The 25,823-nt window shown below is 41.8% G+C and carries 24 protein-coding genes; 21 read left to right on the top strand and 3 right to left on the bottom strand.

Translation table 11 applies throughout. The features are described 5' to 3' along the window. Positions 1-72: 72 nt before the first annotated feature. Both BUB99_RS20355 and dnaK read right to left on the bottom strand, forming a co-directional pair. On the bottom strand, positions 73-231 hold the full coding sequence (locus tag BUB99_RS20355; RefSeq protein WP_170863724.1) for a hypothetical protein: 159 nt from the start codon (positions 229-231) through the stop codon (positions 73-75). 194 nt (positions 232-425) lie between these two features. Further along, positions 426-2,345 carry a molecular chaperone DnaK gene (gene dnaK, locus BUB99_RS03020; protein ID WP_073119301.1) on the bottom strand — a complete coding sequence of 640 codons (1,920 nt, stop codon included), beginning with the start codon at positions 2,343-2,345 and terminating at the stop codon, positions 426-428. A 259-nt stretch (positions 2,346-2,604) separates the two neighbouring features. Between dnaK and BUB99_RS03015 the strand changes: the two genes are divergently transcribed. Then, positions 2,605-2,847, top strand: a complete 243-nt coding sequence (locus tag BUB99_RS03015) for a hypothetical protein (RefSeq protein ID WP_073119299.1) — start codon at positions 2,605-2,607, stop codon at positions 2,845-2,847. A 2-nt stretch (positions 2,848-2,849) separates the two neighbouring features. Then, positions 2,850-3,194 carry a type II toxin-antitoxin system PemK/MazF family toxin gene (locus tag BUB99_RS03010; RefSeq protein ID WP_073119298.1) on the top strand — a complete coding sequence of 115 codons (345 nt, stop codon included), beginning with the start codon at positions 2,850-2,852 and terminating at the stop codon, positions 3,192-3,194. A gap of 18 nt (positions 3,195-3,212) precedes the next feature. Here the strand turns inward: BUB99_RS03010 and BUB99_RS03005 are convergent, their stop codons facing one another. Then, positions 3,213-3,557 carry a phage holin family protein gene (locus BUB99_RS03005; protein WP_073120556.1) on the bottom strand — a complete coding sequence of 115 codons (345 nt, stop codon included), beginning with the start codon at positions 3,555-3,557 and terminating at the stop codon, positions 3,213-3,215. Between the two features lie 170 nt (positions 3,558-3,727). Here BUB99_RS03005 and BUB99_RS03000 point away from each other — a divergent pair, with 170 nt between their 5' ends. The 19 genes from BUB99_RS03000 to BUB99_RS02910 all read left to right on the top strand — a co-directional run bounded on the left by BUB99_RS03000 (position 3,728) and on the right by BUB99_RS02910 (position 25,773). Continuing rightward, positions 3,728-5,311 carry a peptide chain release factor 3 gene (locus BUB99_RS03000; protein WP_073119296.1) on the top strand — a complete coding sequence of 528 codons (1,584 nt, stop codon included), beginning with the start codon at positions 3,728-3,730 and terminating at the stop codon, positions 5,309-5,311. A gap of 29 nt (positions 5,312-5,340) precedes the next feature. Then, positions 5,341-6,081, top strand: coding sequence for an RluA family pseudouridine synthase (locus BUB99_RS02995; RefSeq protein WP_073119294.1), 741 nt, complete (start codon positions 5,341-5,343; stop codon positions 6,079-6,081). Beyond that, on the top strand, positions 6,082-6,396 hold the full coding sequence (locus BUB99_RS02990) for a DUF6787 family protein (RefSeq protein ID WP_073119292.1): 315 nt from the start codon (positions 6,082-6,084) through the stop codon (positions 6,394-6,396). Then, positions 6,386-7,360 (top strand): aminodeoxychorismate synthase component I, encoded by a 975-nt coding sequence (locus BUB99_RS02985; RefSeq protein ID WP_073119290.1) that lies wholly within the window; start codon positions 6,386-6,388, stop codon positions 7,358-7,360. Before BUB99_RS02990 ends, BUB99_RS02985 begins: the two co-directional genes overlap by 11 nt. Continuing rightward, entirely contained in the window at positions 7,344-7,937 is a 594-nt protein-coding gene (locus tag BUB99_RS02980; protein WP_073119289.1) for an aminotransferase class IV, read from the top strand. Before BUB99_RS02985 ends, BUB99_RS02980 begins: the two co-directional genes overlap by 17 nt. 56 nt (positions 7,938-7,993) lie before the next feature. Continuing rightward, positions 7,994-8,617 carry a SiaB family protein kinase gene (locus BUB99_RS02975; protein ID WP_084190318.1) on the top strand — a complete coding sequence of 208 codons (624 nt, stop codon included), beginning with the start codon at positions 7,994-7,996 and terminating at the stop codon, positions 8,615-8,617. 167 nt (positions 8,618-8,784) lie between these two features. After that, a complete protein-coding gene (locus BUB99_RS02970) occupies positions 8,785-9,189 on the top strand; it encodes a DUF1987 domain-containing protein (protein WP_073119287.1) in 405 nt (134 codons plus the stop codon). A 62-nt stretch (positions 9,190-9,251) separates the two neighbouring features. Next, entirely contained in the window at positions 9,252-10,568 is a 1,317-nt protein-coding gene (locus BUB99_RS02965; RefSeq protein WP_139280871.1) for an ATP-binding protein, read from the top strand. Positions 10,569-10,595: 27 nt separating this feature from the next. Beyond that, entirely contained in the window at positions 10,596-11,864 is a 1,269-nt protein-coding gene (locus tag BUB99_RS02960) for a response regulator (protein ID WP_170863723.1), read from the top strand. Positions 11,865-11,910: 46 nt separating this feature from the next. Then, a complete protein-coding gene (locus tag BUB99_RS02955; protein WP_073119282.1) occupies positions 11,911-12,504 on the top strand; it encodes a chemotaxis protein CheW in 594 nt (197 codons plus the stop codon). An 8-nt stretch (positions 12,505-12,512) separates the two neighbouring features. After that, positions 12,513-15,875: a methyl-accepting chemotaxis protein gene (locus BUB99_RS02950; protein WP_073119281.1), complete on the top strand. Its 3,363-nt coding sequence runs from the start codon at positions 12,513-12,515 to the stop codon at positions 15,873-15,875. A 9-nt stretch (positions 15,876-15,884) separates the two neighbouring features. Continuing rightward, positions 15,885-16,634 carry a ParA family protein gene (locus BUB99_RS02945; protein ID WP_073119279.1) on the top strand — a complete coding sequence of 250 codons (750 nt, stop codon included), beginning with the start codon at positions 15,885-15,887 and terminating at the stop codon, positions 16,632-16,634. Positions 16,635-16,639: 5 nt separating this feature from the next. Further along, positions 16,640-17,647 (top strand): chemotaxis protein CheW, encoded by a 1,008-nt coding sequence (locus tag BUB99_RS02940; protein WP_073119277.1) that lies wholly within the window; start codon positions 16,640-16,642, stop codon positions 17,645-17,647. A gap of 5 nt (positions 17,648-17,652) precedes the next feature. Further along, a complete protein-coding gene (gene cheB, locus BUB99_RS02935; protein WP_073119276.1) occupies positions 17,653-18,693 on the top strand; it encodes a chemotaxis-specific protein-glutamate methyltransferase CheB in 1,041 nt (346 codons plus the stop codon). Between the two features lie 11 nt (positions 18,694-18,704). Then, positions 18,705-20,486: a chemotaxis protein CheA gene (locus BUB99_RS02930; protein ID WP_073119274.1), complete on the top strand. Its 1,782-nt coding sequence runs from the start codon at positions 18,705-18,707 to the stop codon at positions 20,484-20,486. Positions 20,487-20,510: 24 nt separating this feature from the next. Then, positions 20,511-21,146, top strand: a complete 636-nt coding sequence (locus BUB99_RS02925) for a hypothetical protein (RefSeq protein WP_073119272.1) — start codon at positions 20,511-20,513, stop codon at positions 21,144-21,146. Positions 21,147-21,185: 39 nt separating this feature from the next. Then, positions 21,186-22,013 carry a CheR family methyltransferase gene (locus BUB99_RS02920; RefSeq protein WP_084190316.1) on the top strand — a complete coding sequence of 276 codons (828 nt, stop codon included), beginning with the start codon at positions 21,186-21,188 and terminating at the stop codon, positions 22,011-22,013. A 4-nt stretch (positions 22,014-22,017) separates the two neighbouring features. Beyond that, the gene (locus tag BUB99_RS02915; RefSeq protein ID WP_073119270.1) at positions 22,018-22,383 is read left to right on the top strand and encodes a response regulator; all 366 of its coding nucleotides are present in this window, start codon (positions 22,018-22,020) and stop codon (positions 22,381-22,383) included. A gap of 1,041 nt (positions 22,384-23,424) precedes the next feature. After that, entirely contained in the window at positions 23,425-25,773 is a 2,349-nt protein-coding gene (locus tag BUB99_RS02910; protein WP_170863722.1) for a zinc-dependent metalloprotease, read from the top strand. The last annotated feature ends 50 nt before the right edge of the window (positions 25,774-25,823 follow it).

Here is a 25,823-nt window from a genome sequence, read left to right as displayed (position 1 = left end):
GATAATTTATACTTGACATAGTTGCCATAGAAATCATCTTTAATCCATTTTTTGATTTATATGAGTTCTGTCTTAGTCTCCTAAAGGTGGAGTTTTTCCATCTTCTCTATCACCCACTGTCTCCGTTTCTTGGAAATCCAAAGTTGGTAATACTAGCTCTTCTTCTTGGCTACATGCTGATACTAATGTCAATAATGCGAATGCTACAAATGCTGCTTTTAAAACTTTCATCTACTTGATTTTTAGTTACTTGATGAGCAAATATGTATAAAAAAAATAACAATTACACATAACGGTATAAAAAAATAATTTTTTTATAAAAAAAGGAGGTTGAATGTAGTTAGGGGGCATAAAAAAAGCCTTTCTGGTTTCCCAGAAAGGCTTCAATTCTTGAATTAGATACTAGTGTCTAGTATCTAATCATATTACTTTTTATCTTCTACTTCTTCGAATTCTACGTCAGAGACATCAGAGTCAGCATCTGCACCAGCGTCAGGACCTGGTTGCGCTCCACCGGCAGCACCTGCTGCGCCGTCTTGCGTATCCTGGTACATTTCCTGAGAAGCTCCCTGCCATGCGGCATTGATTTCCTCTAGGGCAGTGTCGATAGCTGCTAGGTCACCGCTTTTGTGTGCCTCTTTCAACTTTTCAAGCGCTGCGTTGATTTTGGCTTTGTTGTCATCAGACAGCTTATCGCCAAATTCTTTCAACTGCTTTTCAGTTTGGAAGATCATCGAATCGGCAGCATTTACTTTTTCGATTTTCTCTTTCTCTGCTTTGTCAGACTCAGCGTTTGCTTCAGCCTCTTGTCTCATCTTTTCGATTTCCTCGTCTGTCAATCCAGATGAAGCTTCGATACGGATACTTTGTTCTTTGTTAGATCCTTTGTCTTTAGATGTCACGTGCATGATCCCGTTAGCATCTATGTCGAAAGTCACCTCGATCTGTGGAATACCTCTTTGTGCTGGAGGAATACCATCTAAGTGGAATCTACCTAGGCTTCTGTTGTCTTTAGCCATTGGACGCTCACCTTGGAGTACGTGGATTTCTACAGATGGCTGGTTGTCAGCTGCTGTAGAGAATACCTCAGACTTCTTAGTAGGGATCGTTGTGTTCGCATCGATCAACTTGGTGAATACACCGCCCATGGTTTCGATACCTAAAGAAAGTGGGGTCACGTCTAGGAGTAATACATCTTTAACTTCACCTGTCAAGACACCACCTTGGATCGCAGCACCGATAGCTACTACTTCGTCAGGGTTGACACCTTTAGATGGCTTTTTGCCAAAGAACTTTTCTACTTCTTCCTGAATGATTGGAATACGAGTTGATCCACCTACCAAGATTACTTCATCGATCTCAGATAGAGAAAGACCAGAGTCAGCCAAAGCTTTCTTTACAGGATCCATTGATCTTTTGACCAATGAGTCAGCTAACTGCTCGAACTTAGATCTGCTCAAAGTTCTAACCAAGTGCTTCGGTACACCATCTACTGGCATGATGTATGGCAAGTTGATCTCTGTAGAAGTACTGCTTGATAATTCGATTTTTGCTTTCTCAGCAGCTTCTTTCAAACGCTGTAGCGCCATTGGATCTTTTTTCAAATCCAATCCTTCGTCGTTTTGAAATTCAGCAGCCAACCAGTCGATGATTACTGTATCGAAGTTGTCTCCTCCAAGGTGTACATCACCGTTAGTAGATTTCACTTCGAATACACCGTCACCGAGCTCTAGGATAGAGATATCGAATGTACCCCCTCCAAGGTCAAACACTGCGATTTTCATGTCAGCGTTTTTCTTATCGAGACCGTAAGCCAATGCCGCAGCAGTAGGCTCATTGATGATTCTCTTAACTTCCAAGCCCGCGATAGCACCAGCTTCTTTGGTTGCCTGACGTTCTGCGTCGTTGAAGTATGCAGGGACAGTGATGACTGCCTCTTTTACTTCTGTACCCAAATAATCCTCAGCAGTAGACTTCATTTTCTGAAGGATTACTGCAGATAGCTCTTGAGCGGTATATTTTCTGTCACCGATCGCTACTCTGATCGTGTCATTGTTTCCACTTTCTATTTTGTAAGATACAGTTTTGGCTTCCTCAGAGATTTCACCAAACTTCTTACCCATGAACCTTTTGACTGAGCTAATGGTATTCTCAGGGTTAGTGATGGCCTGTCTTTTGGCAGGGTCACCTACTTTTCTTTCGCCTTTTCCACCGTCCAAAAATGCAACGATAGAAGGAGTTGTTCTCTTTCCTTCACTGTTAGGGATGACAACTGGCTCGTTACCTTCCATTACAGCGACACAAGAGTTGGTAGTTCCTAAATCGATTCCGATTATTTTTCCCATGATCTAATTTTAATTTATCGCTTCTAAATTCTTTTTCTAATTGATACTCTGCTTTCAACAACAGCTGTGCCAATTCAAGTTTGACTGACAGAAGTGACACATTGTCATAAATGTGACCGGCGAAGTGAGAAGATGTCTGCCGAATTGTAAACTTAGGTGGCTGAAAAGTGTGACAACATGTGAGTCACCGATAAAGAAATCTCGACACAGGAGGAATTACAGTGTATGCTTTTAGTGTATTTAAATAAAGAATATCGACATGAAAAACTTATCACGCAAACTGGACGAAAGTGTTTTTTCGGAGACCGAGGAGATTATCTCTCAAATCAACAAGAAAAGAAACAAGTACATCAATGAGGCTCTAAAGTTTTACAGTCAGTTCCAAAAACGCAGATTGATGCGGCAGGATTTGCTACAGGAGTCGCAGGCGGTATATGCGAGCTCTGCTGAGGTGTTGCGTGAGCTAGAGGAGTTGGAGGATGATGGCTTCTTGTTGGGTTGAGGATGCCGAGACCTTTCGAAATCTGGTTGACAGACCTCAATCCACTGAGAAGCACTGAGCCAGGCAAGGTGAGGCCAGTTCTGATTGTACAGTTCAACCTGCTCAACGAGGTGCATTTGAGTACGCTCGTTTGCCCGATGACTACTCACCTCGTCGATGATGCGAAAGTGCTTAGGGTACGTGTACCTACTGTACTGTCAGGATTAGATACTGATTCTGATGTATTGATTGATCAAATCCGTGCCATTGATAACCGCAGGCTTCTACAAAAGCCAAGAGATTTGCCCATGGATTTAAAAAATGTCGTACGGTTCAATTTGAAAGTAGTGCTGGACTTAGAGAGGTAATCTGTCCAGCACGACATGCTATTCGTTGTTGTTCAATCCTCCCAATAGTGAGTTGATCAATGAGAGTATTAAGCTGAACAAAAAGGACCACCAAAAGCCATCTACCGTGAACCCGGGGACGAGTGCACTGACGAGCATGATCATAAGTGTGTTGATGACGAGCAGGAAGAGCCCGAGTGTCACGATGGTCACAGGGATGGTCAATATCACCAAAATTGGTTTGAAAAGGATGTTGACGACAGCCAGCACGCCAGCTACTACGAGAGCAGTCCAAAAGCCATCTACGTGAGCGCCAGGTAAGATGTAGGCACAGATCAGAACAGCAATTGCGGATAGGATTAATCGAATCAATGTGGTAGTCATAGGGTTGTGTTTCTTGTTTGGATGGGTAAAATAAAGAATATCATACAATCGAAAGAAGTTTTTGGAGTAACAATTAGACTCAAGGAAGATCATTTTGGAGGTAGTTGTCAACATCCTTTCACAACTTCAAAATGGCATACTATCTTTGCGCCTCATTTTGAAGTGAATCCATGACAATACAGGAAGAAATAAAGAAGAGACGGACATTTGGCATCATCAGTCACCCTGATGCAGGTAAAACTACTTTGACGGAAAAGCTGTTGCTGTTCGGGGGAGCGATCAAAACGGCTGGGGCGGTCAAGTCTAATAAGATCGATAGACACGCCACTTCTGATTTTATGGAGATAGAGAAGCAGAGAGGTATCTCTGTAGCGACTTCTGTGATGGGGTTTGAGTATAAGGGTCGCAAAATCAACCTGTTGGATACACCTGGTCACCAGGATTTTGCGGAGGATACTTATCGTACGCTTACGGCGGTAGATAGCGTAGTGCTGGTCGTGGACTGTGTTAAGGGGGTGGAGATTCAGACTGAAAAGCTCATGGAAGTTTGCCGTATGCGAAACACGCCTGTCATGGTGTTTATCAATAAATTGGATCGTGAGGGGCAAGATCCATACGATTTGCTCGATGAAATCGAAGAAAAACTCGGGATAAAGGTGAGGCCACTTAGTTGGCCGATCAGTATGGGCAAGACCTTTAAGGGGGTTTATAGCTTGTATGAAAAGAAATTGAAGCTGTTTACGGCTAGTAAGCAAAAACTCGATACCGACAATGATATCAGTATCACGGATCTCAATGATCCTAAACTGGATGAGTTGATCGGTGAGAACTATGCCAAGACGCTGCGTGAAGATGTAGAATTAGTAGATGGTGGATACCCAGAGTTTGAGATAGAGACCTACCGTAGCGGTGAGGTAGCCCCTGTGTTCTTTGGCAGTGCGGTCAATAATTTTGGAGTACAGGAGCTGCTGGACTGTTTTATCGATATCGCACCCAACCCGATGAAACGGGAAACAGATGAGCGTGTCATCGAACCAGAGGAGTCCAAGTTTTCAGGGTTTATCTTTAAGATTCACGCCAACATGGATCCCAAACACAGAAACCGTATTGCCTTTGTGAGAGTATGTGCGGGGACTTTTCAGAGAGGAAGTACTTACTACCATACGAGGTTGGATAAGAAATTTAGATTCTCCAATGCGACGGCATTTATGGCGCAGAGTAAGGAAATCATCGATGAGGCATGGCCTGGTGATATCGTAGGACTCTACGATACGGGTAATCTCAAGATTGGCGACACGCTGAGTGAGGGAGAGAAGGGGATGTACAAAGGTATCCCGAGTTTCTCTCCAGAGATATTTCGTGAAGTTATTAATACCGATGCGATGAAGACCAAGCAACTCGAAAAAGGGCTAAAGCAGCTCATGGATGAGGGAGTGGCACAGCTATTCACCTACGAGATGGGAGCTAGAAAAGCCGTCGGTACGGTAGGCGCTCTACAGTTTGAGGTGATTCAGCACAGATTGCTCCATGAGTATGGTGCGTCGTGCCGTTTTGCTCAGATGAATTTATTCAAAGCATGCTGGTTTACGAGCAAGGATAAGAAAAAATTGGACGAATTTATCAAGTCAAAATATAGACATATCGCGAAGGACAAGGATGGCCAGTTGGTCTTTATGGCTGAGTCCAAGGCATGGTTGCAGATGGTGCAGGATAATTTTCCTGACATTGACTTTCATTTTACCAGTGAGTTTTAAGTTTATCTTTGTTCACACATTAACTTACTATCATGCAAAAGCCGTTTTACTCAGTATATGAAGACAATCACCTGCTCATCGTAGATAAAAGGCCAGGTATCCTTGTCCAGGGGGACAAGACAGGAGACAAACCGCTCTTGGACTACTGTAAGGACTATGTAAAAGAAAAGTATAATAAGCCTGGAGCGGTATTTTTAGGGACGGTTCATCGATTAGATAGGCCGGTCAGTGGTTTGGTGGTATTCGCTCGAACATCTAAGAGTCTGGAGCGCATGAACAAACTCTTCAAAGACCGGAAGATCAAAAAGGTGTATTGGGCGATTGTGAAAAATAGACCACCGAAGAAAGAGGATAAACTTGTACACTGGCTCAAGAAAGATCCCGCCAAAAACAAGACTGAGGCGTTTGACAAAGAAGTAGAAGGCTCGCAAAGAGCTGAACTCAAGTACAAAGTCTTAGGAGGGCTCAATGACCATTATCTGTTAGAAGTACAACCGCAGACAGGGAGGCCTCACCAGATTCGCGTACAGTTGGCTAGTATGGACTGCCCGATCCGGGGCGATTTGAAATATGGGTTTGCTAGAGCCAACCCAGATGCCAGTATCAACCTGCATGCGCGTTCGTTGGATTTTATTCATCCCGTTAGCAAGGAGCCTGTCAAGGTGGTGGCAGGGGTGCCAGTTAATGATTTTTGGGAGCAGTTTCTCGTTTTGGACAAGAAGTCTCCTAAAATCAAGAGCAAGGACAAGTATATGGATAAACTGCAGTAAATGGGTTTTTTGGATAAGTTGCAAGCGAGGTGGAAGCTGAAAAATGCTTGGCAAGTAGTAGTGGTACTTCTAGTTTTTGCTTGTACGGGGTTTTCTGTGATGTTTTTGAGAAAACCCATTATGGGTATGATTACCAGTTCGGATCAGTATGAGTTTCTGTTTACTATTTTATACTACATTTTTATCCTTCCTGTTTACTTGGGTATCCTTCTTTTTTATGGTTTTTTGTTTGGCCAATTTGCGTTTTTTTGGGGCTTTGTCAAAAGGACGTGGTACCGGATGACGCGTCAAAAATCAAAACTCGATGCGAAGTAAAACCGAGGCAATCGCTCGGATCAATGAATTGGCATCTGCGCGTACTCCATTCTTGTTTATTTCTGACTTCAAAGGGCAGAATAATCTAGTACTGACCACAGAAGAGATCGATCCGACACAGATCATGTATCAGATCAACGGCCATGGCAATGCGCAGGGGAGTGATCGCAGAGATGTGTCTACGCAGCTAGAGAGGAGTCCGATGTCTTTCGCAGCATATGAGGAAAAATACAACCGAGTCCATCACGAACTGACACAAGGCAATAGTTACCTGCTCAATTTGACTTGCCCTACGCCTGTGCAGGGAGATTGTAGTCTACAAGATGTGTTTTTTCGTAGCAATGCCCGCTATCGACTGTGGTGTCGCGATGAGTTTGTGGTTTTTTCGCCTGAGATATTTGTACAGATTTACGAGGGACAAATATCTTCTTTTCCTATGAAGGGGACGATTGATGCAGATTTGCCACATGCCCGAGATGTTTTGCTGAATAGCAAGAAAGAGCTCGCTGAGCACGCTACGATTGTTGACCTCATTCGCAACGACATGAGTATTCATGCGTCGAACGTGCGGGTGGAGCAGTTTCGCTATTTAGATGAGATCAGGACCAATCATAAGCATCTTCTACAGGCCAGTTCTAAGATTACAGGTCAGTTGCCCACGGATTATTTGGAGCGAATGGGAGAGATTATTTTTTCACTTTTACCCGCGGGATCGATCAGCGGAGCTCCTAAAGCCAGGACGTTGAAAATCATAGAAGAGGTGGAAGGGTACGACCGAGGTTTTTATACAGGGGTAATGGGGTATTTTGATGGGGAGAATTTTGACAGTGGAGTCATGATTCGCTTTATTCAAAATGAACGTGGTAAATGGGTTTACAAGAGTGGAGGAGGGATTCATTCTCTCAGTGATGCTAGTGCCGAATACCAGGAAATGATAGATAAAGTGTATGTCCCAGTTTATTGAAAGTATTAATTATCAAGGAGGTAAACCAGAACTGTTAGATTTGCATCAACAGCGTGTGAACAGAACCTTTGCTCACTTTTATCCACAGGCGCATATTCATGATTTGGGTAAGTTGCTTCCAGAGATTCCTGATTGTAACCAGCATAAGTGTAGAGTGTTGTATGACGAAAGTGAGGTGTATGTAGAGTTTATCGTTTATCACCGACCCACTATTCAATCTTTACGGTTGGTCGAGGGGGATGAGATAGATTATACTTATAAGTATGTAGATCGCAGTGCGCTATCCACTTTGTTCGAAAAAAGAGGTGAAGCAGATGATATTATCATAGTTAAAGATGGGATGTTGACAGATAGTTATTTTGCCAATTTGGCGTTTTATGATGGGAATAGATGGTTGACCCCAGAGACTCCTCTACTGTCAGGAATACGTCGCACTCAGCTGATCAACGAGAAAATACTGCACCCAACGAAGATATCAGTTAGTGATTTACGTAGGTTTCAAAAGGTGTCATTAATCAATGCCATGAATGATCTGAGTAAATTAGAAATTAATGTTGATGGTATTATTTCGAACTGAAATAGTTTTATTTTAATATTGAGGTCAAATTCATCGCCACCCTTTTTTTCGTAGATATGAGGAAAAATAGAAACAGAAGTAAGCAAGCAACCCAGCTCAATCACCTGAAAAATATAATTGCATTTCAGGATCTCATGCAAGAATCTGCAGCCAACATTGTCTATTTGGGCAAAGTGACTCAGTCTACTATCGATGGTATCACAGATATGATGGAGGAGAGTATGATCGAACGTCAGGAGAGCAAACAGACAACCAAACGTGTCTATCATGTGATGATCGAAGCGCTTCAAAACATCTGTAAACATGCGGATAGTACAGCAGATTATGCATCCAATAGTCTTGAGCAGGGTTTGGCAAAGGATGGTATTTTCTTGATCGGACACAATGAAGACGAGTATTATGTCACCACTGGTAACCAAATCTCTACTGAGAACACGATTAGGTTGCGTGATACTTTGGATAAAATCAATGCGTTAGATAAAGATGGGTTAAGAGAAATGCACAAACAGGCGATGGCCGAAGGGAGTATCTCTGATGTGGGGGGGGCTGGCCTTGGTTTTATCGATATCAAGAAGAAGACAGGGACCGAGTACGAGTATTATTTTGACCCTGTCAGTGCAGAGCACTGCTATTTTATCTTAACGATTCGAATTCTTAAAGAGTCAGTTAAGGATTTTTGATATACCACAGGTTGAGAACTGCATTAGTACCAGTTTTACGAGAATTTCTTAATACCTAAATTAGGTAGAATAGCCAGTTGTATCCAGAACATTAGTTTTCTACATTTGTAACAGCAGTAGAATAGAATGTTTCACAGTAGGGATACCTACCAACCCCCACCAAAAATATGGATGGATATTTCATTAGAGCCACAGGATCAACGCCTTCGATCGAATTCAGCCCTGCCAAAGGACTGTTAGAGATTACGGGAGTGTCGACACCAGATGATCCGCTGAGCTTTTATGGACATATATTTAGTCTTTTACATGAATTTGAAAGTGCCAATAAGAAAGAGATCGTCGTAAACTTCGGATTGAAGAACATGACTGGGTCTACTACCTATATCTATATTCTAGTCAAAAAGTTGATTTCGCTAGAGAATGAAAATAGAAAAGTGACTTTTAATTGGTATTACGAAAAAAACAATGAGAAAATACTGGAAACTGGCAAAGAGATGAGTCAGCATTATCAGCATCCATTTAATTTCATTGGGGTATTCAAAATCAAACAATCTCTGAAACAGGCTAGTTAAACTTTAGACTTTCTAGTGTGTGTTTTTCTTTCTACTGCTATATTTAAGAAAAGAAAAATATTGTGAAGAGTAAGCATTATCTACCGTTGTTATTAGTTGCCTTGTTTGTCTATTCGGACACCATAGGGCAGACCATCTCCCGTGAGGAAATCAATAGCCTTAAAGATCAGGCTGCATCCTCCAATGTATATCTGGTTTTTGCCATCGTTTGTTTTGCCCTCCTTATTGTAGGAGCTTTTGTGGCTTTCAGTAAACTAAAAACACTTCAATCCCTCGAAAGTGAAAAGAAGAAACTACAAAGCCAATACGGACAACAGATTAGCGAACTCAACGAAGATTTAAAAGATTGTAGGGTTCAGAGTCAGAGTCTTTATCAAAAACTCAATCTCCTCAATAACAAGAGCAAGGAAATGAAGAAGGTCTTTAAGGAGGCCTATGATAAAGTAGTTGCGCAAAATGGAGAGCTCAAAGGTCGCCTAGGTGAAAAACAAAAAACAAGCAGTCAGACCGAATTGGAGCAGATATATGACAAACTAGAGGACGCACAAGCCATGGTGTTGCATTCTGAGAAGATGGCTTCACTGGGACAGCTTACAGCAGGTATTGCGCATGAAATCAACAACCCTGTCAACTTCGTGTCCAACGGGGTTAACTCCATCAAAGAGAATTTTGAGAAATATCAATTGTTCATTCAGAACTACCGCACGGTATGTGAGCAGCCTACGATAGAAGATGTTAAAAAGCTCTACAAGTCTATTCGTGATGATGACAAAGAGTACGAGGAGCTTCGAACGTTGACAGAGGAGTCCATCGATGATGTAAGTTACGGTACCAACCGTATTACTGAGATCGTCAATGGCCTTAGGATCTTCTCTCGTCAAGACGAACATGAGGTTAAAGAAGCAGAGGTAGGGACTATTATTGATAATGCCCTGCTGATTCTAAAGCCAAAGTATAAGAAGAAGGCTAAGATTCTCAAAGATTTTGATCATGGGCTAAAGGCCATAAAATGTCTTCCTGGGCAACTCAATCAAGCGCTGGTCAACCTAATCGGTAATGCTGCTGATGCGATTGACTTCAAAGGGACGATAACGATTCGTACCATTGATAAAGATGCGGACACGGTACAGATTCAAGTGCAAGACGACGGGAAAGGTATTCCTGAGGATGTACGCAAGAAGATTTTCGATCCGTTTTATACAACTAAGCCTGTGGGTAAGGGTACAGGTTTAGGTCTGTCGATTACTTATAGTATTATTGATAAGCATGGAGGGACAATTTCGGTAGATAGTACTGAGGGTAAAGGAACAGTGTTTACGGTCAACTTGCCGAAAAAAATACAGCTCAAAAAAGAACGAGGAACAAACCAATTTATCTAAGACTAAATATACAACGTGGAGGACTTGTTGAATAAATCATATAAAACGGACGTAGATAAGAAGTATACAGTACTGTATGTGGATGATGAAGAAGTGAATCTGCGTGTATTCAATAGGAACTTTGGTAAGTTTTATCATGTCTTAACGGCTATCGATGCGTTCGAGGCACAGCAAGTGCTATCACAGAATACAGTCGATTTGATTATGACGGATCAGTGTATGCCTCGTATGAACGGGTCTGATTTATTGTTGAAAATCGTACCGATGTACCCTGATATTATACGGATGATCATGACGGGGTTTAGTGATGAAGAGGATATCAGTGAAGTGAAGAAAAAAGTAGGGCTACACCGATTTTTGAAAAAACCATGGGATCCCGAAACGCTCCGTAAAGAAATCGATGTAGCCTTTGAGAAAAAAGAAGAGCGTCTAGCAGAAAAAGCTGTGGCAAAGAAACCGCGGCCTGCTGTCAAAAGTCAAGATACAGGAATTGACCTGCTCGAGTCAACCATGTCTCTGGTGGAAACTAGCGAGTCTAAGCAACTCAAAAATGATATCAATAGCCTGGTAAAAGAGTCAAAGACCAAGAAGTCCGAATTTATGGATGGAGGAATTAATTATCTCCTGAGCCTGAAGGACTCTATGTTGCCTAACCAGCATGAACTCAAGCTATATACAGAAGATGCTTTTATCGTCTATGATAAGAACCGTGTCAATCAAAATGGATATTGGTTTGGAGAGTGTAATGATCAATTGGTTATTGCCTCGTTTTTTTCGAAGACCCATACCAGAGAGGCTTTAGCACTCAATTCTTTCGTGAGTGCTATGCTGACTGAGATTATCTACAAAGAGAATTGTACTAAATCAGATTTGATTCTCAAGAAGCTCTCCACTAGAATATATGTGAGGTTTTTGGGACAAAAGACTGAGACAACTTGTCCACTAGAGATAGCAGTGAATGTATATGATAAGAAACAGGACAAGCTGACGCATTCTGCTGCTTATCATGATGTGTTTTTTCTCAATGATAGAAATGAGTTTAAGACTCTGGCAGGTAATCAGGAAGTGATGGTGCCTGGTAAGGACATAGAGTATGATGTCAATACGGTGTCTGGCGAGAATATCAAAGCACTGTACATCGTACCCGTCAATATTCTCGAAGAAACGAATGAACAACGAGAAGACGCAGGCGCATTGAAGATGCTGTTGAGTGAGGTGCACAAGCTGCCATTTGGCATGCAGTCTAAGATGTTCTCAGACTATGGGTATAGGAGCGTGATAGGTTTGAAAATTTAAGCAGCAAGGAATTTAAATCAAGAAGTATTAATATCAATCTGACAAAATGAGCAACGAAATAGCTACCCAAAGTGAGAGTCAAGTGTCTGCAAAACGAGCACTGTCGGATGACGAAAGGCTAAAATTGATCAATGACACTGCTCAGGCTGTGAAAGAGATGAATGATGATGGTCAGGGGCGAGATATTACCGAACATGAGGAGACTTATATGTTGGTTGCCTTTAGCGTGGGAGATGAAGAGTACGCGGTTTCGATTGATCAAATCAAGGAGGTCGTGCCATGCCCTACGATAGCACCCGTGCCTCAGGTACCTGATTTTGTCAAGGGGGTAGCGAATGTAAGAGGGAATGTTCTGGCAATCATTGATTTGGCCCTCCGATTCGGGCTGAAGCATGAAAGGACGGAAGGAAAGTTTGTACTGGTCATGAAGAGCGAGGATTTGAAATTTGCGATTAGTGTGCAGGCTGTACCTAATACTATGATGGTAAAGGAGAGTGAAATTACGCAGGCCACCAATATCATCAATCAGTCGACACTTGGATTGAATTATGTTAAAGGTATCATAAGACGCAATCAAAAAATTGTGGTTTGGATTGATATGCTTGACATAATGAAAAATGAAGATTTAGGAGAGAAATAATAGATTATATGTTAAAAGACATGAACATTCGGGGGAAACTAATATTCCTCGTACTCGGTGTTGCGATAGGGATTTATGCAGTGACCTTGACATACGTAGGGTACAACATGAGAGAGAAGTCTATTCATGATGCTGAACAGCTTCTTAACTCAGTGGCCAAGGAGAAATCCAACGAGATCAAGGCTCAGCTAAATGATGTGATGTCTTCTATTAGAGCGATGGCAGTTATCATTGAGTCTTATGCTACTCGACCTGCTGACGAACGAAAAGTACTTCAAGAGGACTTGATGTTTAGTGTATTGGAAGAATACCCACTCTATGAGTCGACTTGGCTAAGCTGGGAATTAACAGCCATAGATACCACTTGGACAAAACCTTATGGTAGAGAGCGTACCACATGTTATTTGGAAAATGGTCAGAGAAATACCACGATCACTATGTTGAATCTGGACGGTGATGATCAGGGGAGTTTGTACCTCGATACCAAAATCAAAAAGAAGGAGACCATATCACCCCCGTATACTTATGACTCCTATGATGTAAACTCTAATGATTTGATATTGGGTACTTCTCCTATTGTACCTATTGTTGATGATATGGGTAACTACATGGGGATGATAGGCTCTGACATGTCTTTGAATGAATTTAAGGAAATGTCTCAATTGAATGGTTTTGAAGGAGGATATACCTTTTTGGCAGCTTATGATGGTACATTGGTGTCGTACCCTCAGGATTCATTGATCAATACTAATATTGACGATCTCCCTATTAATCAATCATTAGATTTTCGCATGTCAGATCTAATTCAAGACTCAGACTTTGCCTCATTTACGGTATATGATGAGGTGTTGGGAGATAAAATATACGTAGCACTGTCAGCACTAAATATAGGCAGATCTGAAGAGCCGTGGTTTGTTGTGACAGTAGTGCCCTATACTGCGATTACCGCATCATTTGTATCTACGCTCAGAAACACAATTATCGTCGGGATATTGGGGATGATTCTGCTGACTTACATTGTTTATAATTATTCGAATCAGATCACAGTAGCGATAGAACGAACCCACCGTGTCTTACAAAATTTATCTGTGGGGCAGTTGGATAGTAGTGACTTAGAGATCGATGAGAAAAATAATGAACTGAGTCAGATGCAGTCTCTCATGAATAAGCTAATATATGACCTGAGAGATAAGACCGATTTTGCCAAGGCGATCGGACAGGGAGACTTGGATAGAGAGTATACGCCCTCTGGTGAAAAAGATGAACTGGGGCATGCTTTATTGATGATGCGTGGCAATCTTCGTGAAGCTTTGGAAGATATTAATACAGTTATTTATGAAGCAGGCGAAGAGGGGAATCTGTCTGCTAGAATCAATACTGAAACTAAAGTAGGTGCTTGGTCAGGACTTGGCGAAAGAGTCAATAATCTGATAGAGTCATTCTACAAACCACTCATGAGATTTAACCGTCTTTTGGGAGCGATGGCCGCAGGAGATTTAACCTTGCGCTATTCAGATGCTGCAAAAGGAGATATCAAAAAAATGGCTGATAACATGAACTTGGCCATGGAGAATCTAGATGGATTGATGCATCAGATTGCACAGAGTGCCATTTTTGTAGAAGAGTCATCAGCGGAAATGAGGGGGTCTAGTGAGGAGATGAGTACCAATACGCGAGAGATCGCTTCAGCGATATCGCAAATGAGCCACGGAGCACAGACTCAAGTGTCCAAGGTAGATGAGTCATCTAATCTGATTGAGGCAATTTTGACATCATCGAATGAGATGGGGCAAAAAGCTGAAACGATTAATGAAGCAGCTAAAGCGGGATTAATCAGCAGCGAAAAAGGTAAGGAAATGGTCAACCGTGTGATGTACAACATGGGAGATATCTCAGCTTTTTCTAGTCAGACCAATGATTCGATCAAGGTGCTGGCTGACCGATCTAAGGAAATCGCAAGAGTGTTGGGTGTGATAACTGATATCGCATCTCAGACCAATCTTTTGGCCTTGAATGCAGCGATTGAGGCAGCTCAGGCTGGAGATGCAGGTAGAGGTTTTGCTGTGGTTGCAGAAGAGATTAGGAAACTAGCCGAAGGTTCAAGGAAATCAGCACAGGAGATTGAAAAACTAGTTACCGATGTTCAGGCGGATACACTAGAGGCGACCAAAGTAATCGAGGTGATGATTAGTAGTGTTCAGAGTGGGGAAGAAACCTCTAAAGAAGCAGCGAGTGTGTTTACCGAGATATTGGATTCCTCAAACTCTACCTTGAGCTATTCTGAAGAAATATTGAACTCAGCTAAGAGTCAGACTGAAGGGATAAACAATGTAGTCTCGATAATAGAAGGTGTCGTTGTGATTGCAGAGCAAACTGCTGCGGGTACAGAGGAGGTGGCAAGTTCAGCGACCGAGCTGTCATCAGGTATGGAGACTTACAATGAGAAGTCTCTGAAACTATCAGAGATTGCAGAGAAGCTAAAAGATGGCATCAGTATGGTGAAGTTGTCTGGTACAGCCACTGAAAATACGGCAATCTTTAAGATGAAAGAGGCCTATGAAAAAGAGAAGTATCTCCTTGATGCTTTACTGAATTATATGCCTGACACCATTTATTTCAAGGATCTTGATAGCAAGTTTATCAGAAATAGTGTGTCTCATGCTAAGCAGTTTGGGTTAGATGACCCGAAGGGGTTAGTAGGCAAGAGTGATTTTGATTACTTTGGAGAGCATGCTAAACAAGCCTATGATGATGAACAAAAAATCATTCAAACAGGTCAACCATTGCTCAATCAAATCCAAAAAGAAGATATGCATGACGGTAAAGTCTCTTATGGCTCTACCACCAAGATGCCTTTGATAGATCTGGATGGTAATATTGTTGGGACGTTTGGTATTACTAGGGATGTCACGGAGTTGAAAGCTTCAGAGATTAAGTTTGATAAACAAGCACAAGAGTTAAAAGAGAAGGAAGCGGCTTATCAAAAGGAGAAATCGTTGCTGGATTCGCTACTAGAGTATATGCCTGATGCGATTTATTTCAAGGATTTGAATAGTAAATTTATTCGTGCGAGTAAGACTGTCGCCAAATTAGTCGGGCTGAATGATAAGGATGAGGTCATAGGTAAATCTGATTTTGATTATTATGATAAGGATTTAGCTCAGGCATGGTTTGAGCATGAGCAAAAGATCATAAAATCAGGTAAGGGAGTAGAAAATGACATCAGTGAGAACCGTTTGCCAAGTGGCGAAATAATCTATGTGACAAATACCAAAGTGCCGCTAATGGATGTTGACGGGAAGGTGATAGGTACAATGGGGATTTCTCGTGAGATCACAGAAGGGATGAAAAATAAATTGAGTAAGTATTAACGGCTAACCATGATAATTACAGTCATCAATCAAAAAGGAGGAACAGGCAAGACCACTACTTCAGTGAACTTGGGATGTGCACTGGCACAGACGAAGAAAAAAGTGCTATTGATTGACCTAGACCCCCAAGGGAATTTGAGTTATTGGTTAGGAGTGACTGCTCCTGAATTGACGATGGCTGATGTGATGATGCAGGAAGCTAAAATAGCAGATATATTGCAGGAGCGTGAAGGGCTGTCTGTTGCGCCCTCAGATATGAGTTTGGCAGATGTTGAGATCAATATAGCCAGTATCGAGCAGCGAGAATCTGTTTTGAAAAAGGCACTAGAAGAGGTAGAAGCAGACTATGACTATATAGTGATAGATTGCCCACCGTCTTTGTCATTACTGACAGTCAATGCACTAACGGCTACCGAAAGGGTGATTGTACCCCTACAGATGGAGGTATTAAGCCTTCAGGGACTCGATCAGATTGTTAGCAGTGTTGCTCGGATCAAGGAGGTACTTAACGACAAGTTGGAGATACTCGGTTTATTACCCGTGATGGTAGATGGACGGAGAAATCTTAGTAGAGAGATTTACGATTATATTGAAGAAAATTATGATTTGAATCTCTTTGAGAGTAAAATCAGAAGTAATGTTAGAGTAAGCGAAGCACCATCATTTGGTGAGAGTGTGTTGAGCTATTCGCCTAACTCCAATGGAGCTGAGGACTATCGTCAGTTTGCTAAAGAAATCTTAAAATTAACCAAGAACTAGCAGCCATGCCACTAGGGAAGAACTTAAAGAAAGATACATTGATTCCTTCTGAGAAGAAGGGAGAAGAAACTGTGGCTAAACCGACAGTTAAGTCCGCAGCTAAGCCAAAGGCTAAAGCGAAAAAGGCAGCTTCTAAATCAAAAGTAAATGAAAAGATAAAGGCTAAAACTACACCCAAGGCTGTCAAGACTCCTGTTAAAAAGACTGAGTCTGCCAAAGAAAAGGTGTCGGCTAAAAAAGTAAGCTCCGTCAAAAAAGATGTGAAAAAGCCGGTCAAACAACCTGAAGTTCCTCAAACTGAGACAAAAAAAGAGACTCAGTCTGTAGCTCCAACAGTGGTTGACGAAAAGCAGGAATCACCAGTAGACATAGTTCCGGGTGTCGTTTCTATAGAGAGAGAGCAGCGTTTAGCAAAACCTCCACAGGCACAAGGGATAGATTTACTTCGTCAGAAAATCGGGACAGTTAAGTATCTGACTGAAGAGGAGTATCAAGCAAAGAAGAGACTGAAAGCCAAATTTGATCAGGAGATCAAGAGCTATGCAGGCAAGAGTGTCCAATTGATCGTGTTCAAGATGGGTGGGGAAAAGTATGCCATTGAAATCGATAGAATCAAAGAGGTTGTCCATACGCCTAAGGTTTCTAAAATTCCACATGCTCCTAATTTTATCAAAGGGATTAGCAATGTCCGTGGTACAGTGATGGTGGTCTTAGACCTTGGACTAAAGTTCGGGATAGAGACCTCTGAAGAACTGAAAGAATTCATATTAGTGATTCAAAATAAAGACTTTAAAGCAGGGATTTTGGTAGATGAAGTACCTCTGTCAGTCAAAGTGTCTGGTGATGATATTGTCAGTTCGTCTGGACTGTTGCGAAATACCTCATTAGATGAGACCTATATCAAGGGGATCATTAATACCAGCGAGGATATGATCATTTTTATAGATATAGCAGAGCTCGTTCAAGAAGACGAAGTAAGTATTATTTCCCAATCTTTAGTTGGGCAAGCCTAAACCGAATGACATTGAATAAGATTCGAGTAGTAGTAGCGGATGATTCAGGATTTATGAGACTTTTAATCTCTGACATATTGAGCGAAAGTGGTAGCGTCGAGGTAGTAGGAACTGCCGTAGATGGCAAAGATGCTGCGCTTAAGGTTGCAGAGTTAAAACCTGATGTCTTATTGCTAGATATGAATATGGGAGAGTATGATGGCCTATATGCGGTCAAACGCATCATGGAAGAATCTCCTCTGCCCATCATTATCCTGAGCTCGATAGGTAATACCAATTTGCAACCCATATTTGATGCCTTGGATTTAGGAGCAGTAGACTACCTAAACAAGCCACAAAAAGGGAATTCTAAACTTCGAAATATAGAAGTAGAACTGCTACAAAAGATAAAAAGTGCCAAGCGAGCCAATGCGGGTGCTATTCCTAATCCACATGCCAAGGTTAATACCTATGAGCATACATTTAGTGATAAGCGGAAGTATGATGTGATCGTCATTGGCGCTTCGACAGGAGGGCCTAGTGCCATTGAGAAGGTGATCAACTCCTTGCCGGGCAACCTTAATGTCCCCGTGTTGATTTGTCAGCACATGCCGCCTAATTTTATACCCTCGTTTGTCAAGCGACTCAATGGGATGTCACCTCTCAAGATAGAAGTAGGACAGGCCAATATGCGCCCAAAAGCAGGAACGATCATCGTGGCACCAGGAGAGTCTAATATGATAGTGACTAAAAAACGCGGAGGAGGTGTAGTGATTGATTTTACCGACAAGGTCTTCCCAGAGTATAATAACCCCTCTATCAATGCCCTGATGCTGTCGGTAGCTGAAGCCTATAAAGACAAAAGTATCGGAGTGATCTTGACTGGGATGGGGAAAGATGGGATGCTAGGGATGAAGGAAATCAAAAAGTACGGTGGGTTTACCATAGCTCAGAGCGAAAAGTCATGCGTGATCTACGGAATGCCTAAGGCGGCTGTAGAGCAAAAGGTTGTCGATCGATCGGTTGACATCAAGGAAATAGGAGGTTTTTTAGTGAATAGCTTATAAACAGAAGAAACTTGGATTCGAAGGAACAACAATATCGCGATTTATTTCATCAAGAAGCCACAGAGAGCTTTGAGGAACTTAATAAGTTATTTACTGACTTAGAAAAAGATCACGGCAATCAGGGTGCCATAGATTCTATTTTCAGAATCACCCATACCATCAAAGGGAATGCCATGGGCATGGGCTTTGATGATATCGCTAAGCTATCTCATATCATGGAAGATGTCATGGGAGCGGTGAAAAGCGGTGATATGACGCTGAACAGAGAGCTGTTCGAAAGTTTATTTACGGCCAATGACAAGCTAGGAGCGCTCATCGATGCTCTAAAGTCTGGAGCCAAGGTGAGCTATTTGGGAATAAAGACCAAACTGGGTGTGATCATGAAAAACGTGACCCAAGCACCCATTCAAGAAAATAATCAGGAAGAGAAGAAGGCTCCAGATCCAGTGGAACATTCTACTGCTATAGAATCAGGATCTACGGAGTCTTCTCCTTCTTCTGAATCCGATAAAGATAATGAAAATGCTGAAAGTAAGGCGCAACCTGACGAGCAACCTAGCATTACTTTTACTGATGTAATTCAGATTCCTGTCAAGAAGATGGATGAGCTCATGAATCTCGTGGGGCAGTTGACCATCGAGCGTGATCGTCTAATCAGTATTAGTAGCCAGAATGGCAGTCGAGCGTCTGAGTTTGAAGGACTGCAGCGGATCTCGTCAGATTTGCAATACAGTGTGATGAATGCTCGCATGGTGCAGGTCGGTTTTCTGTTCAATAAGTTTCACCGTATCGTGCGCGACGTGGCACATATCGAAAACAAGCAGGTGGACCTAGTTATCAAAGGGGCAGACGTAGAGATCGATAGAAATATCCTTAAAATCATGAGTGATGCCATGATACACCTCGTGAGAAATGCCGTGAGTCACGGGATAGAAGGGGAGGAAAAGAGAAAATCAAAAGGTAAAATTGCAGCAGGCACAGTGACTTTGAATGGACGCTACGAGCGGGACAACGTCGTGATAGAAGTCAGTGATGATGGCAATGGCATAGATGCAGCTATTATCAAAAAGAAAGCGATTGAGAAGGGGCTCGTGAGCAAGGAGATAGCTGATAAGCTTAGTGAGAAAGAGATCATTATGTATATCTTCGAGCCTGGGTTTTCTAATGCGGAGAAGATTACAGAAATATCTGGTAGAGGTGTAGGGATGGATGTCGTCAAAAAGGCTACTGAGTCGATCGGAGGACAGCTGTCGGTATCTACAGAGGTTGGCAAAGGGTCGACGATTAGTTTGATTCTGCCTTCGTCAATGGCACTCAAAGGAGCACTGCTTTTTGAGATTAATCATCATGAATACGCCGTGCCATTGACGTATACGGACGCAGTGATCTCTCTGCCGAAAGATGAAATACATAAAATAGGAGATGGTCTGATGGCCAATTATCTGGAGGATACGATATCAGTCGTATTTTTGAAGGATTTTCTCAATACCAAACAATTGACCGACCTGTCTGAGACAGGAGCGCTGCATCGCAGTTTCGATCAATTGGAAGATAATGCAGTTTTGGATGTGATAGTTGTCTCATATATGGGTAAATTAGTTGGACTCGTAGTAGACAAACTGTTGCAACAAAAGGAGATTTTAGAAAAATCATTGGCTCGACCGCTTGATAGAGTTAAATTATTGAGTGGTACGACTATATTAGGCAATGGGAAGGTGTGCCTAATCGTAGATGTGGGAGCCATTACAGAGTTGTTATTCAAGACAATGACTCAAAATGCAACAATGAATTAATGTTTTACAAAAACCATAAACAGGATGTTTAGCGATTTGACTGAAAATGAAAAAGGTATAGCAGAAAGGCTGATGAAGCTGGGGCTTGCCAAAGGAGCGTTGTCCTTAGAGATGATGGTAGGCAGTCCGGTGGTGATGAAAAGCGTAGAAATGGGAGTACCCAGTGTAAAGGGTGTCAATCAGTATACGAACAAAGAAGACCATAAGCTTTATTTATTAAAGACGGAGCTAGTGGGAGACTTGAAAGGGTTTTGTCACCTCATTTTTTCTGAAGAAGATGTTCTCAAAATTCAAACCAAGTGTTTGCCTCCAGATATCATGGAAGCCAACAACTCTCAGAGTAGGTTGATGAAGTTGGAGTTCATGACGGAGATTGACAACATGGTAGCAGGCTCTGTAGTGACACAGTTGGCCAACTATCTCAATCTGGAAGTCTATGGCAATGTGCCGATTCTGACGACTATGAAAGCCGAGGAGGCCAACGGACACATCGATACCGAATCTGTAGATCATAGCTCTACCAATATTTTGAGGACTGTGTATCACGTTCCCGAATTGAACATATTCACAGAGTTTGTGTGGCTCTTCCAGGACAGGTTCATGGATTTGATCTCTGAGTTTTCTAAGAGTGAAAAATCGAAAGAATTTGCCTCGTTATAATTTATTCAATAGTACAAACTGTAAACTAACCTGTAGCCCGTGGTAGAAAGTATATCCGATGAAGAGTTGAATGCTTTGATGCAGGCGATGAAGAATAGATACGGTTTGGATTTTACAAACTATGAAAAAAAATCCTTCAAACGAAGTATCGTTCGACTCATGATGAAACATAAGATTGGATCTATGCTGGAGTTATGGTCTCGGATATTGAAGGATAAACAGTTTTTCTTAGATGGGATAGATGACTTATTGGTCAATCTGACTGAGCTGTTTAGAAATCCAGATGCATGGATCATGATTAGAGATAATATTTTGGACAAGTTCAAAAATAAGTCTCAACTCAAAATCTGGCATGCGGGATGTTCTACCGGAGAGGAAGTGTACACCATGAGTATGGTTTTAGATGAAAAAGGGATGCTTTACAAGACCAAATCGCTAGCAACCGATTTGAGTGATGCAGCACTGAATAAAGCAAAGAACGGGGTGTATTCACTCTTGATTATGAAACAATATCTAAAGCCATTTCTGGAATTTTATCCAAAACGGAAAATGGATGATTTTTTCGAGTTCAAAGAGAAAGATGCCGTGATCCGACAGGATTATAAAAGACATATTACTTTCAGAAAACACAACTTGGTACAAGATCATGTTCGTGAAAAATTTGATATAATATTTTGTCGAAATGTAATGATATATTTTGACGAGACTTTGAAATTAAAAGTGCTAAACTTGTTCAATGATTGTTTGAACGAGGGTGGTTACTTGGTAATAGGGTATTATGATATCATGCCAGATGGTGGCAAACAGATATTTGATACTTATGATGTTAGAACAAGAATTTACAAAAAGAAAATAAATAAATATTGAGCTTATGAGCAAGAGAATATTAGTAGTAGACGACTCTATGTACATGCGCACACTAATCAAGGATGCATTATCTAACGAAGGATTCGAAATAGTAGGGGAAGCTCCGAATGGAGAGACTGCGATCGATCTAGCGATGGAGTTGAAGCCTGATCTTATCACGCTTGACAATATTCTTCCAGATATGATTGGTACGGACATATTGAGAGTATTGATGGACGAAGGTCTAGAGTCTAAAGTGATCATGGTGAGTGCTGTGGGGCAGCAATCAGTGATCAATGAAGGGATAGAGCTAGGAGCATCTGATTATATTGTGAAGCCTTTTACGGCGGATGACTTAGTAGATGTGGTCAAGAAGCACATAGGTAGCTAAGATAGTTGTAGTACGTTTGAGATATTGGGTGTAGAACTTGCAACGTAGCTTTGCAAGCAGAGTGACCTTGAGCAAAATCTTACCATATTTGGTAGGATTTTTCCAATATACCATTGGTAGTGATTCGTCTTGCGGTTATTTAAGATGAATCATCCTGTATGAACTAGGGATTTGACGGGTAGTTACTTGTGTGAAATAATGTATAGAAACAAAAAAGGTCAGTATCTACTGACCTTTTTTGTTGTGTAATGGGTGAGAAAAACTCGCCTTACACGTCTTGCGGATCACTCCGTATTTCTGGGGGAGAGGTAGTAGATCACTTCGTTATTCAAGATTCATTGTTCGAAATTCGTGATTGTTTTTCATATAAAATAATCACCTATTGTGCGTCTTTGAGGTAATATTTAAATGATTGGAATAATGAATCTCGAATGCTCAATGTCGAATATTGATTTTTATCCCCAGAAATACCAACTGACCATTCTTACACTTCTAGGTATTGGTTTCTTTCTTACGTCATTGATGGCGGAAAGTCTATGGTCATATGTGTAGCTTTCTGATGATGCATTTTGAAGAAACTCAACTTTTTATGCCACTGTACTAACCGTGTAAATGCTACGCCTTTGATCTTACTGGTTTGACTAGATACGGACGTTTTGATACAGAATAACGTCGGGTTTGTTATATGAATTGGCGGAATAATACGCTGTTGGTTATCAGAGAGGTCGTTATTTTACACGAATTGTCATTTGAATTAATACTATAAAGTCAATGAAGTACGAAACGATAAAATATTTCCTTTTTTTCACCTGTCTCATACCCCAAATCCTAAGTGCCCAAAATACTTCCGTATGGAATCAATCTAGTGGTAACACAAAGCTTGAGTCTAAATGGGCGGGAATTCAAATTCATAGAAGTGAACTGAATAAGTCCGTGTTAGATCCGTTTTTGAGACAAGCATCTAGAAAAGGTGAGTCTCAAATTTCCTTTCTGGATCCCCATGGTAAAGAGATGGTATTTACCGTTCAGTCATCAAACCTAATGTCCAAAGGTCTACAGGGAAAATATCCCGAGATCAAAACCTTCAAAGGCGTCAGCTCCAAAGGCGAGCGCGTGCGATTTACGATCACCTCTGCCGGGATGACTGGCATTGTCTTTACCCAAGAGGGGACTGTGGTGATAGAGCCGGAGAGTTTTGAGAGTACAAGCTATGTGAGTTATTATAAAAATGAATATCTAAACGCTAACCACTATAGTGATTTTATTGTTGAAGAACTAGAGAACTCTTCACTTGAAAACTCACCAAGCTCAAGAGTATTAAGCAATGATGTTTTCAAGAAAGTGGCTATCGGAAAGCAAATGAAAAAGTACCGAATAGCGATAGCGGCAGAGAGCGGATACACCTCCCTCTACGGCGGTAAAGTAAAGACTATTGAAGCAATCGTGACGACCTTAGATTTTATCACTGCAATATTCGAAAAAGAGCTGGCGGTTACCTTTGAGTTAATCGCCGACAATGACCAGCTTGTTTACTCAGCCGGATCTGACCCCTATAAAGATATTCCTAAAGTTACTCAGCAGTTAAGAGTCTTCAATCAAGAACACCTGGATGAAGTAATCGGTTTTGATAATTACGATTTGGGCTTTCTGTTCACCTCAACAGGTAAGGGACTTGGCGCTCAAGCATCAGCTGGACATGTATGTAGACAGTTTAAGGCTGCCGCCATGGCTGATTTTAGCAGTTTCACAAAGAACCTTGGTGTTTCTTATGCTTCTCTCTATGTAGGGCACGAAATAGGACATCTCTTTGAGGCACTTCATAGCTGGTCTGGTAGATGTAGTGGTACCAGTTCTGTTGCTGAAGCCTCTTCGTTTACCATACGGGATGCTTATGAGCTGGGTAGCGGCAGTACCATCATGAGTTATGCGGGGTTCTGCGGAGATGCTGATATTGTGCCTTTGTCAGAAACGGGAGATTATTTCCATGCCATATCTTCAACGCAAATATTGCGCTATATCAATGAGGAGATCGCATCATGTGCCACGCAGGTAGAGACAGGCAATACGCCACCCACAGTACAAATACCAGAGGGAGGCTTTGTTATACCCATCAATACGCCCTTTGCATTAGAAGCAAATGGAGAGGATACTGATGACAATACCCTGACTTACTGTTGGGAGCAATTTGATCAAACATTAAAGCAAGAGTATTTGAAAGACCATGATTTTGGTCCGCTGTTGACGAGAGAAGAGCTGGAAGAAAATCCTAACGCTACACCAGAATTTATAGATGCGATATTGGCTCTGCAAGATGAACAGTTAGCTTCTGCGTTTGAAGGTGATGGCCCTTTGTTTAGAAGTTTTCCGCCAAGTCTCGAAAGTTTGCGGTACTTCCCTCAAATAGAGGAGGTGCTGGCTGGTGACCTTAGTTCCAATGTAGAGGTGCTGCCTTTCAAAACAAGAGATTTGAATTTTGTGGTGACTGTCAGAGACAATCTAGGCGGGGTGACTAATGAACTAATATCCTTTTCGTCTACTGATGTGGCAGGGCCTTTTGAGGTGACTTCAGCCTTTACCGAGCCTAGCTATGCTGGATTTAGCAATGTCAAGCTGGAATGGGATGTCGCCAATACGAACAACGCACCTGTCAACTGTCAGAATGTATCCATCCTATACTCGATCGATGGAGGAGAGAATTTTGATGTGACCTTGGTGCAAAGCACGGCCAATGATGGCTCTGAAATCATCAGACTCCCCAATCTAGCTACATCCAAAGCACGGATTATGGTCAAGGCTGTTGACAATGTGTTTTTCAATGTGAATGATACCAACTTTAGCGTGGAGCCTTCTGAGGTAGCTGTTCCTGAAGCCTCTACAGCACTAGTCGGGACTAGATTAAGCACTGCTAAAGTAGAGTTGACATGGGAAGACAACAGTGATTTCGAAGATGGTTTTATCATAGAAAGAAGCCATGGTGATGACAGTTTCGAAGAGATCGCCAAAACAACCATTGATGTCAATCGCTATGTGGACGAGACCATCAATGCGGGCAATAGCTATGCCTATCGAGTCGCAGCGTATAACATTGAAGGCACATCCGCTTATAGCAACACGATACAATTAGACGCCAATATACTCAGCATCCCAAATACAGATCAGCTCGCTATGCTATACCCTAATCCAGCACACGACGAACTGAACCTGTCTCCATCGCTGATCTATCAGGCCGAGCAGATCAGAGTTGTGGACCTGAATGGGAAAACAATGCTCCACTACCAAGTAGTTTCACCTATCGAGAAGATAGACGTGTCCTCCCTAAAACAAGGCATGTACCTGGTAGTCATCTCTACTCAGGATGGAGAGAGCTTCCGCAAGTTTTACAAGAAATAAAAGTACAACCAAGGTCTTCCTTACTACCAGCGAGGGAAGACCTTGGCTTT

Source organism: Reichenbachiella agariperforans, assembly GCF_900142205.1.
GTDB lineage: Bacteria > Bacteroidota > Bacteroidia > Cytophagales > Cyclobacteriaceae > Reichenbachiella > Reichenbachiella agariperforans.
This window is presented reverse-complemented; position numbering and strand designations above follow the sequence as displayed.

Excerpts from the sequence above, each read along its gene's own strand:
- BUB99_RS02980 (WP_073119289.1), top strand. The coding sequence starts at position 7,344 with ATGTCCCAGTTTATTGAAAGTATTAATTATCAAGGAGGTAAACCAGAA.
- BUB99_RS02945 (WP_073119279.1), top strand. The coding sequence starts at position 15,885 with ATGATAATTACAGTCATCAATCAAAAAGGAGGAACAGGCAAGACCACT.
- BUB99_RS03005 (WP_073120556.1), bottom strand. The coding sequence starts at position 3,557 with ATGACTACCACATTGATTCGATTAATCCTATCCGCAATTGCTGTTCTG.
- BUB99_RS03010 (WP_073119298.1), top strand. The coding sequence starts at position 2,850 with ATGCCGAGACCTTTCGAAATCTGGTTGACAGACCTCAATCCACTGAGA.
- cheB (WP_073119276.1), top strand. The coding sequence starts at position 17,653 with ATGACATTGAATAAGATTCGAGTAGTAGTAGCGGATGATTCAGGATTT.
- dnaK (WP_073119301.1), bottom strand. The coding sequence starts at position 2,345 with ATGGGAAAAATAATCGGAATCGATTTAGGAACTACCAACTCTTGTGTC.
- BUB99_RS20355 (WP_170863724.1), bottom strand. The coding sequence starts at position 231 with ATGAAAGTTTTAAAAGCAGCATTTGTAGCATTCGCATTATTGACATTA.
- BUB99_RS02940 (WP_073119277.1), top strand. The coding sequence starts at position 16,640 with ATGCCACTAGGGAAGAACTTAAAGAAAGATACATTGATTCCTTCTGAG.
- BUB99_RS03015 (WP_073119299.1), top strand. The coding sequence starts at position 2,605 with ATGAAAAACTTATCACGCAAACTGGACGAAAGTGTTTTTTCGGAGACC.
- BUB99_RS02990 (WP_073119292.1), top strand. The coding sequence starts at position 6,082 with ATGGGTTTTTTGGATAAGTTGCAAGCGAGGTGGAAGCTGAAAAATGCT.
- BUB99_RS02910 (WP_170863722.1), top strand. The coding sequence starts at position 23,425 with ATGTCCAAAGGTCTACAGGGAAAATATCCCGAGATCAAAACCTTCAAA.
- BUB99_RS02985 (WP_073119290.1), top strand. The coding sequence starts at position 6,386 with ATGCGAAGTAAAACCGAGGCAATCGCTCGGATCAATGAATTGGCATCT.
- BUB99_RS02915 (WP_073119270.1), top strand. The coding sequence starts at position 22,018 with ATGAGCAAGAGAATATTAGTAGTAGACGACTCTATGTACATGCGCACA.
- BUB99_RS02970 (WP_073119287.1), top strand. The coding sequence starts at position 8,785 with ATGGATGGATATTTCATTAGAGCCACAGGATCAACGCCTTCGATCGAA.
- BUB99_RS02975 (WP_084190318.1), top strand. The coding sequence starts at position 7,994 with ATGAGGAAAAATAGAAACAGAAGTAAGCAAGCAACCCAGCTCAATCAC.
- BUB99_RS02955 (WP_073119282.1), top strand. The coding sequence starts at position 11,911 with ATGAGCAACGAAATAGCTACCCAAAGTGAGAGTCAAGTGTCTGCAAAA.
- BUB99_RS03000 (WP_073119296.1), top strand. The coding sequence starts at position 3,728 with ATGACAATACAGGAAGAAATAAAGAAGAGACGGACATTTGGCATCATC.
- BUB99_RS02925 (WP_073119272.1), top strand. The coding sequence starts at position 20,511 with ATGTTTAGCGATTTGACTGAAAATGAAAAAGGTATAGCAGAAAGGCTG.
- BUB99_RS02950 (WP_073119281.1), top strand. The coding sequence starts at position 12,513 with ATGTTAAAAGACATGAACATTCGGGGGAAACTAATATTCCTCGTACTC.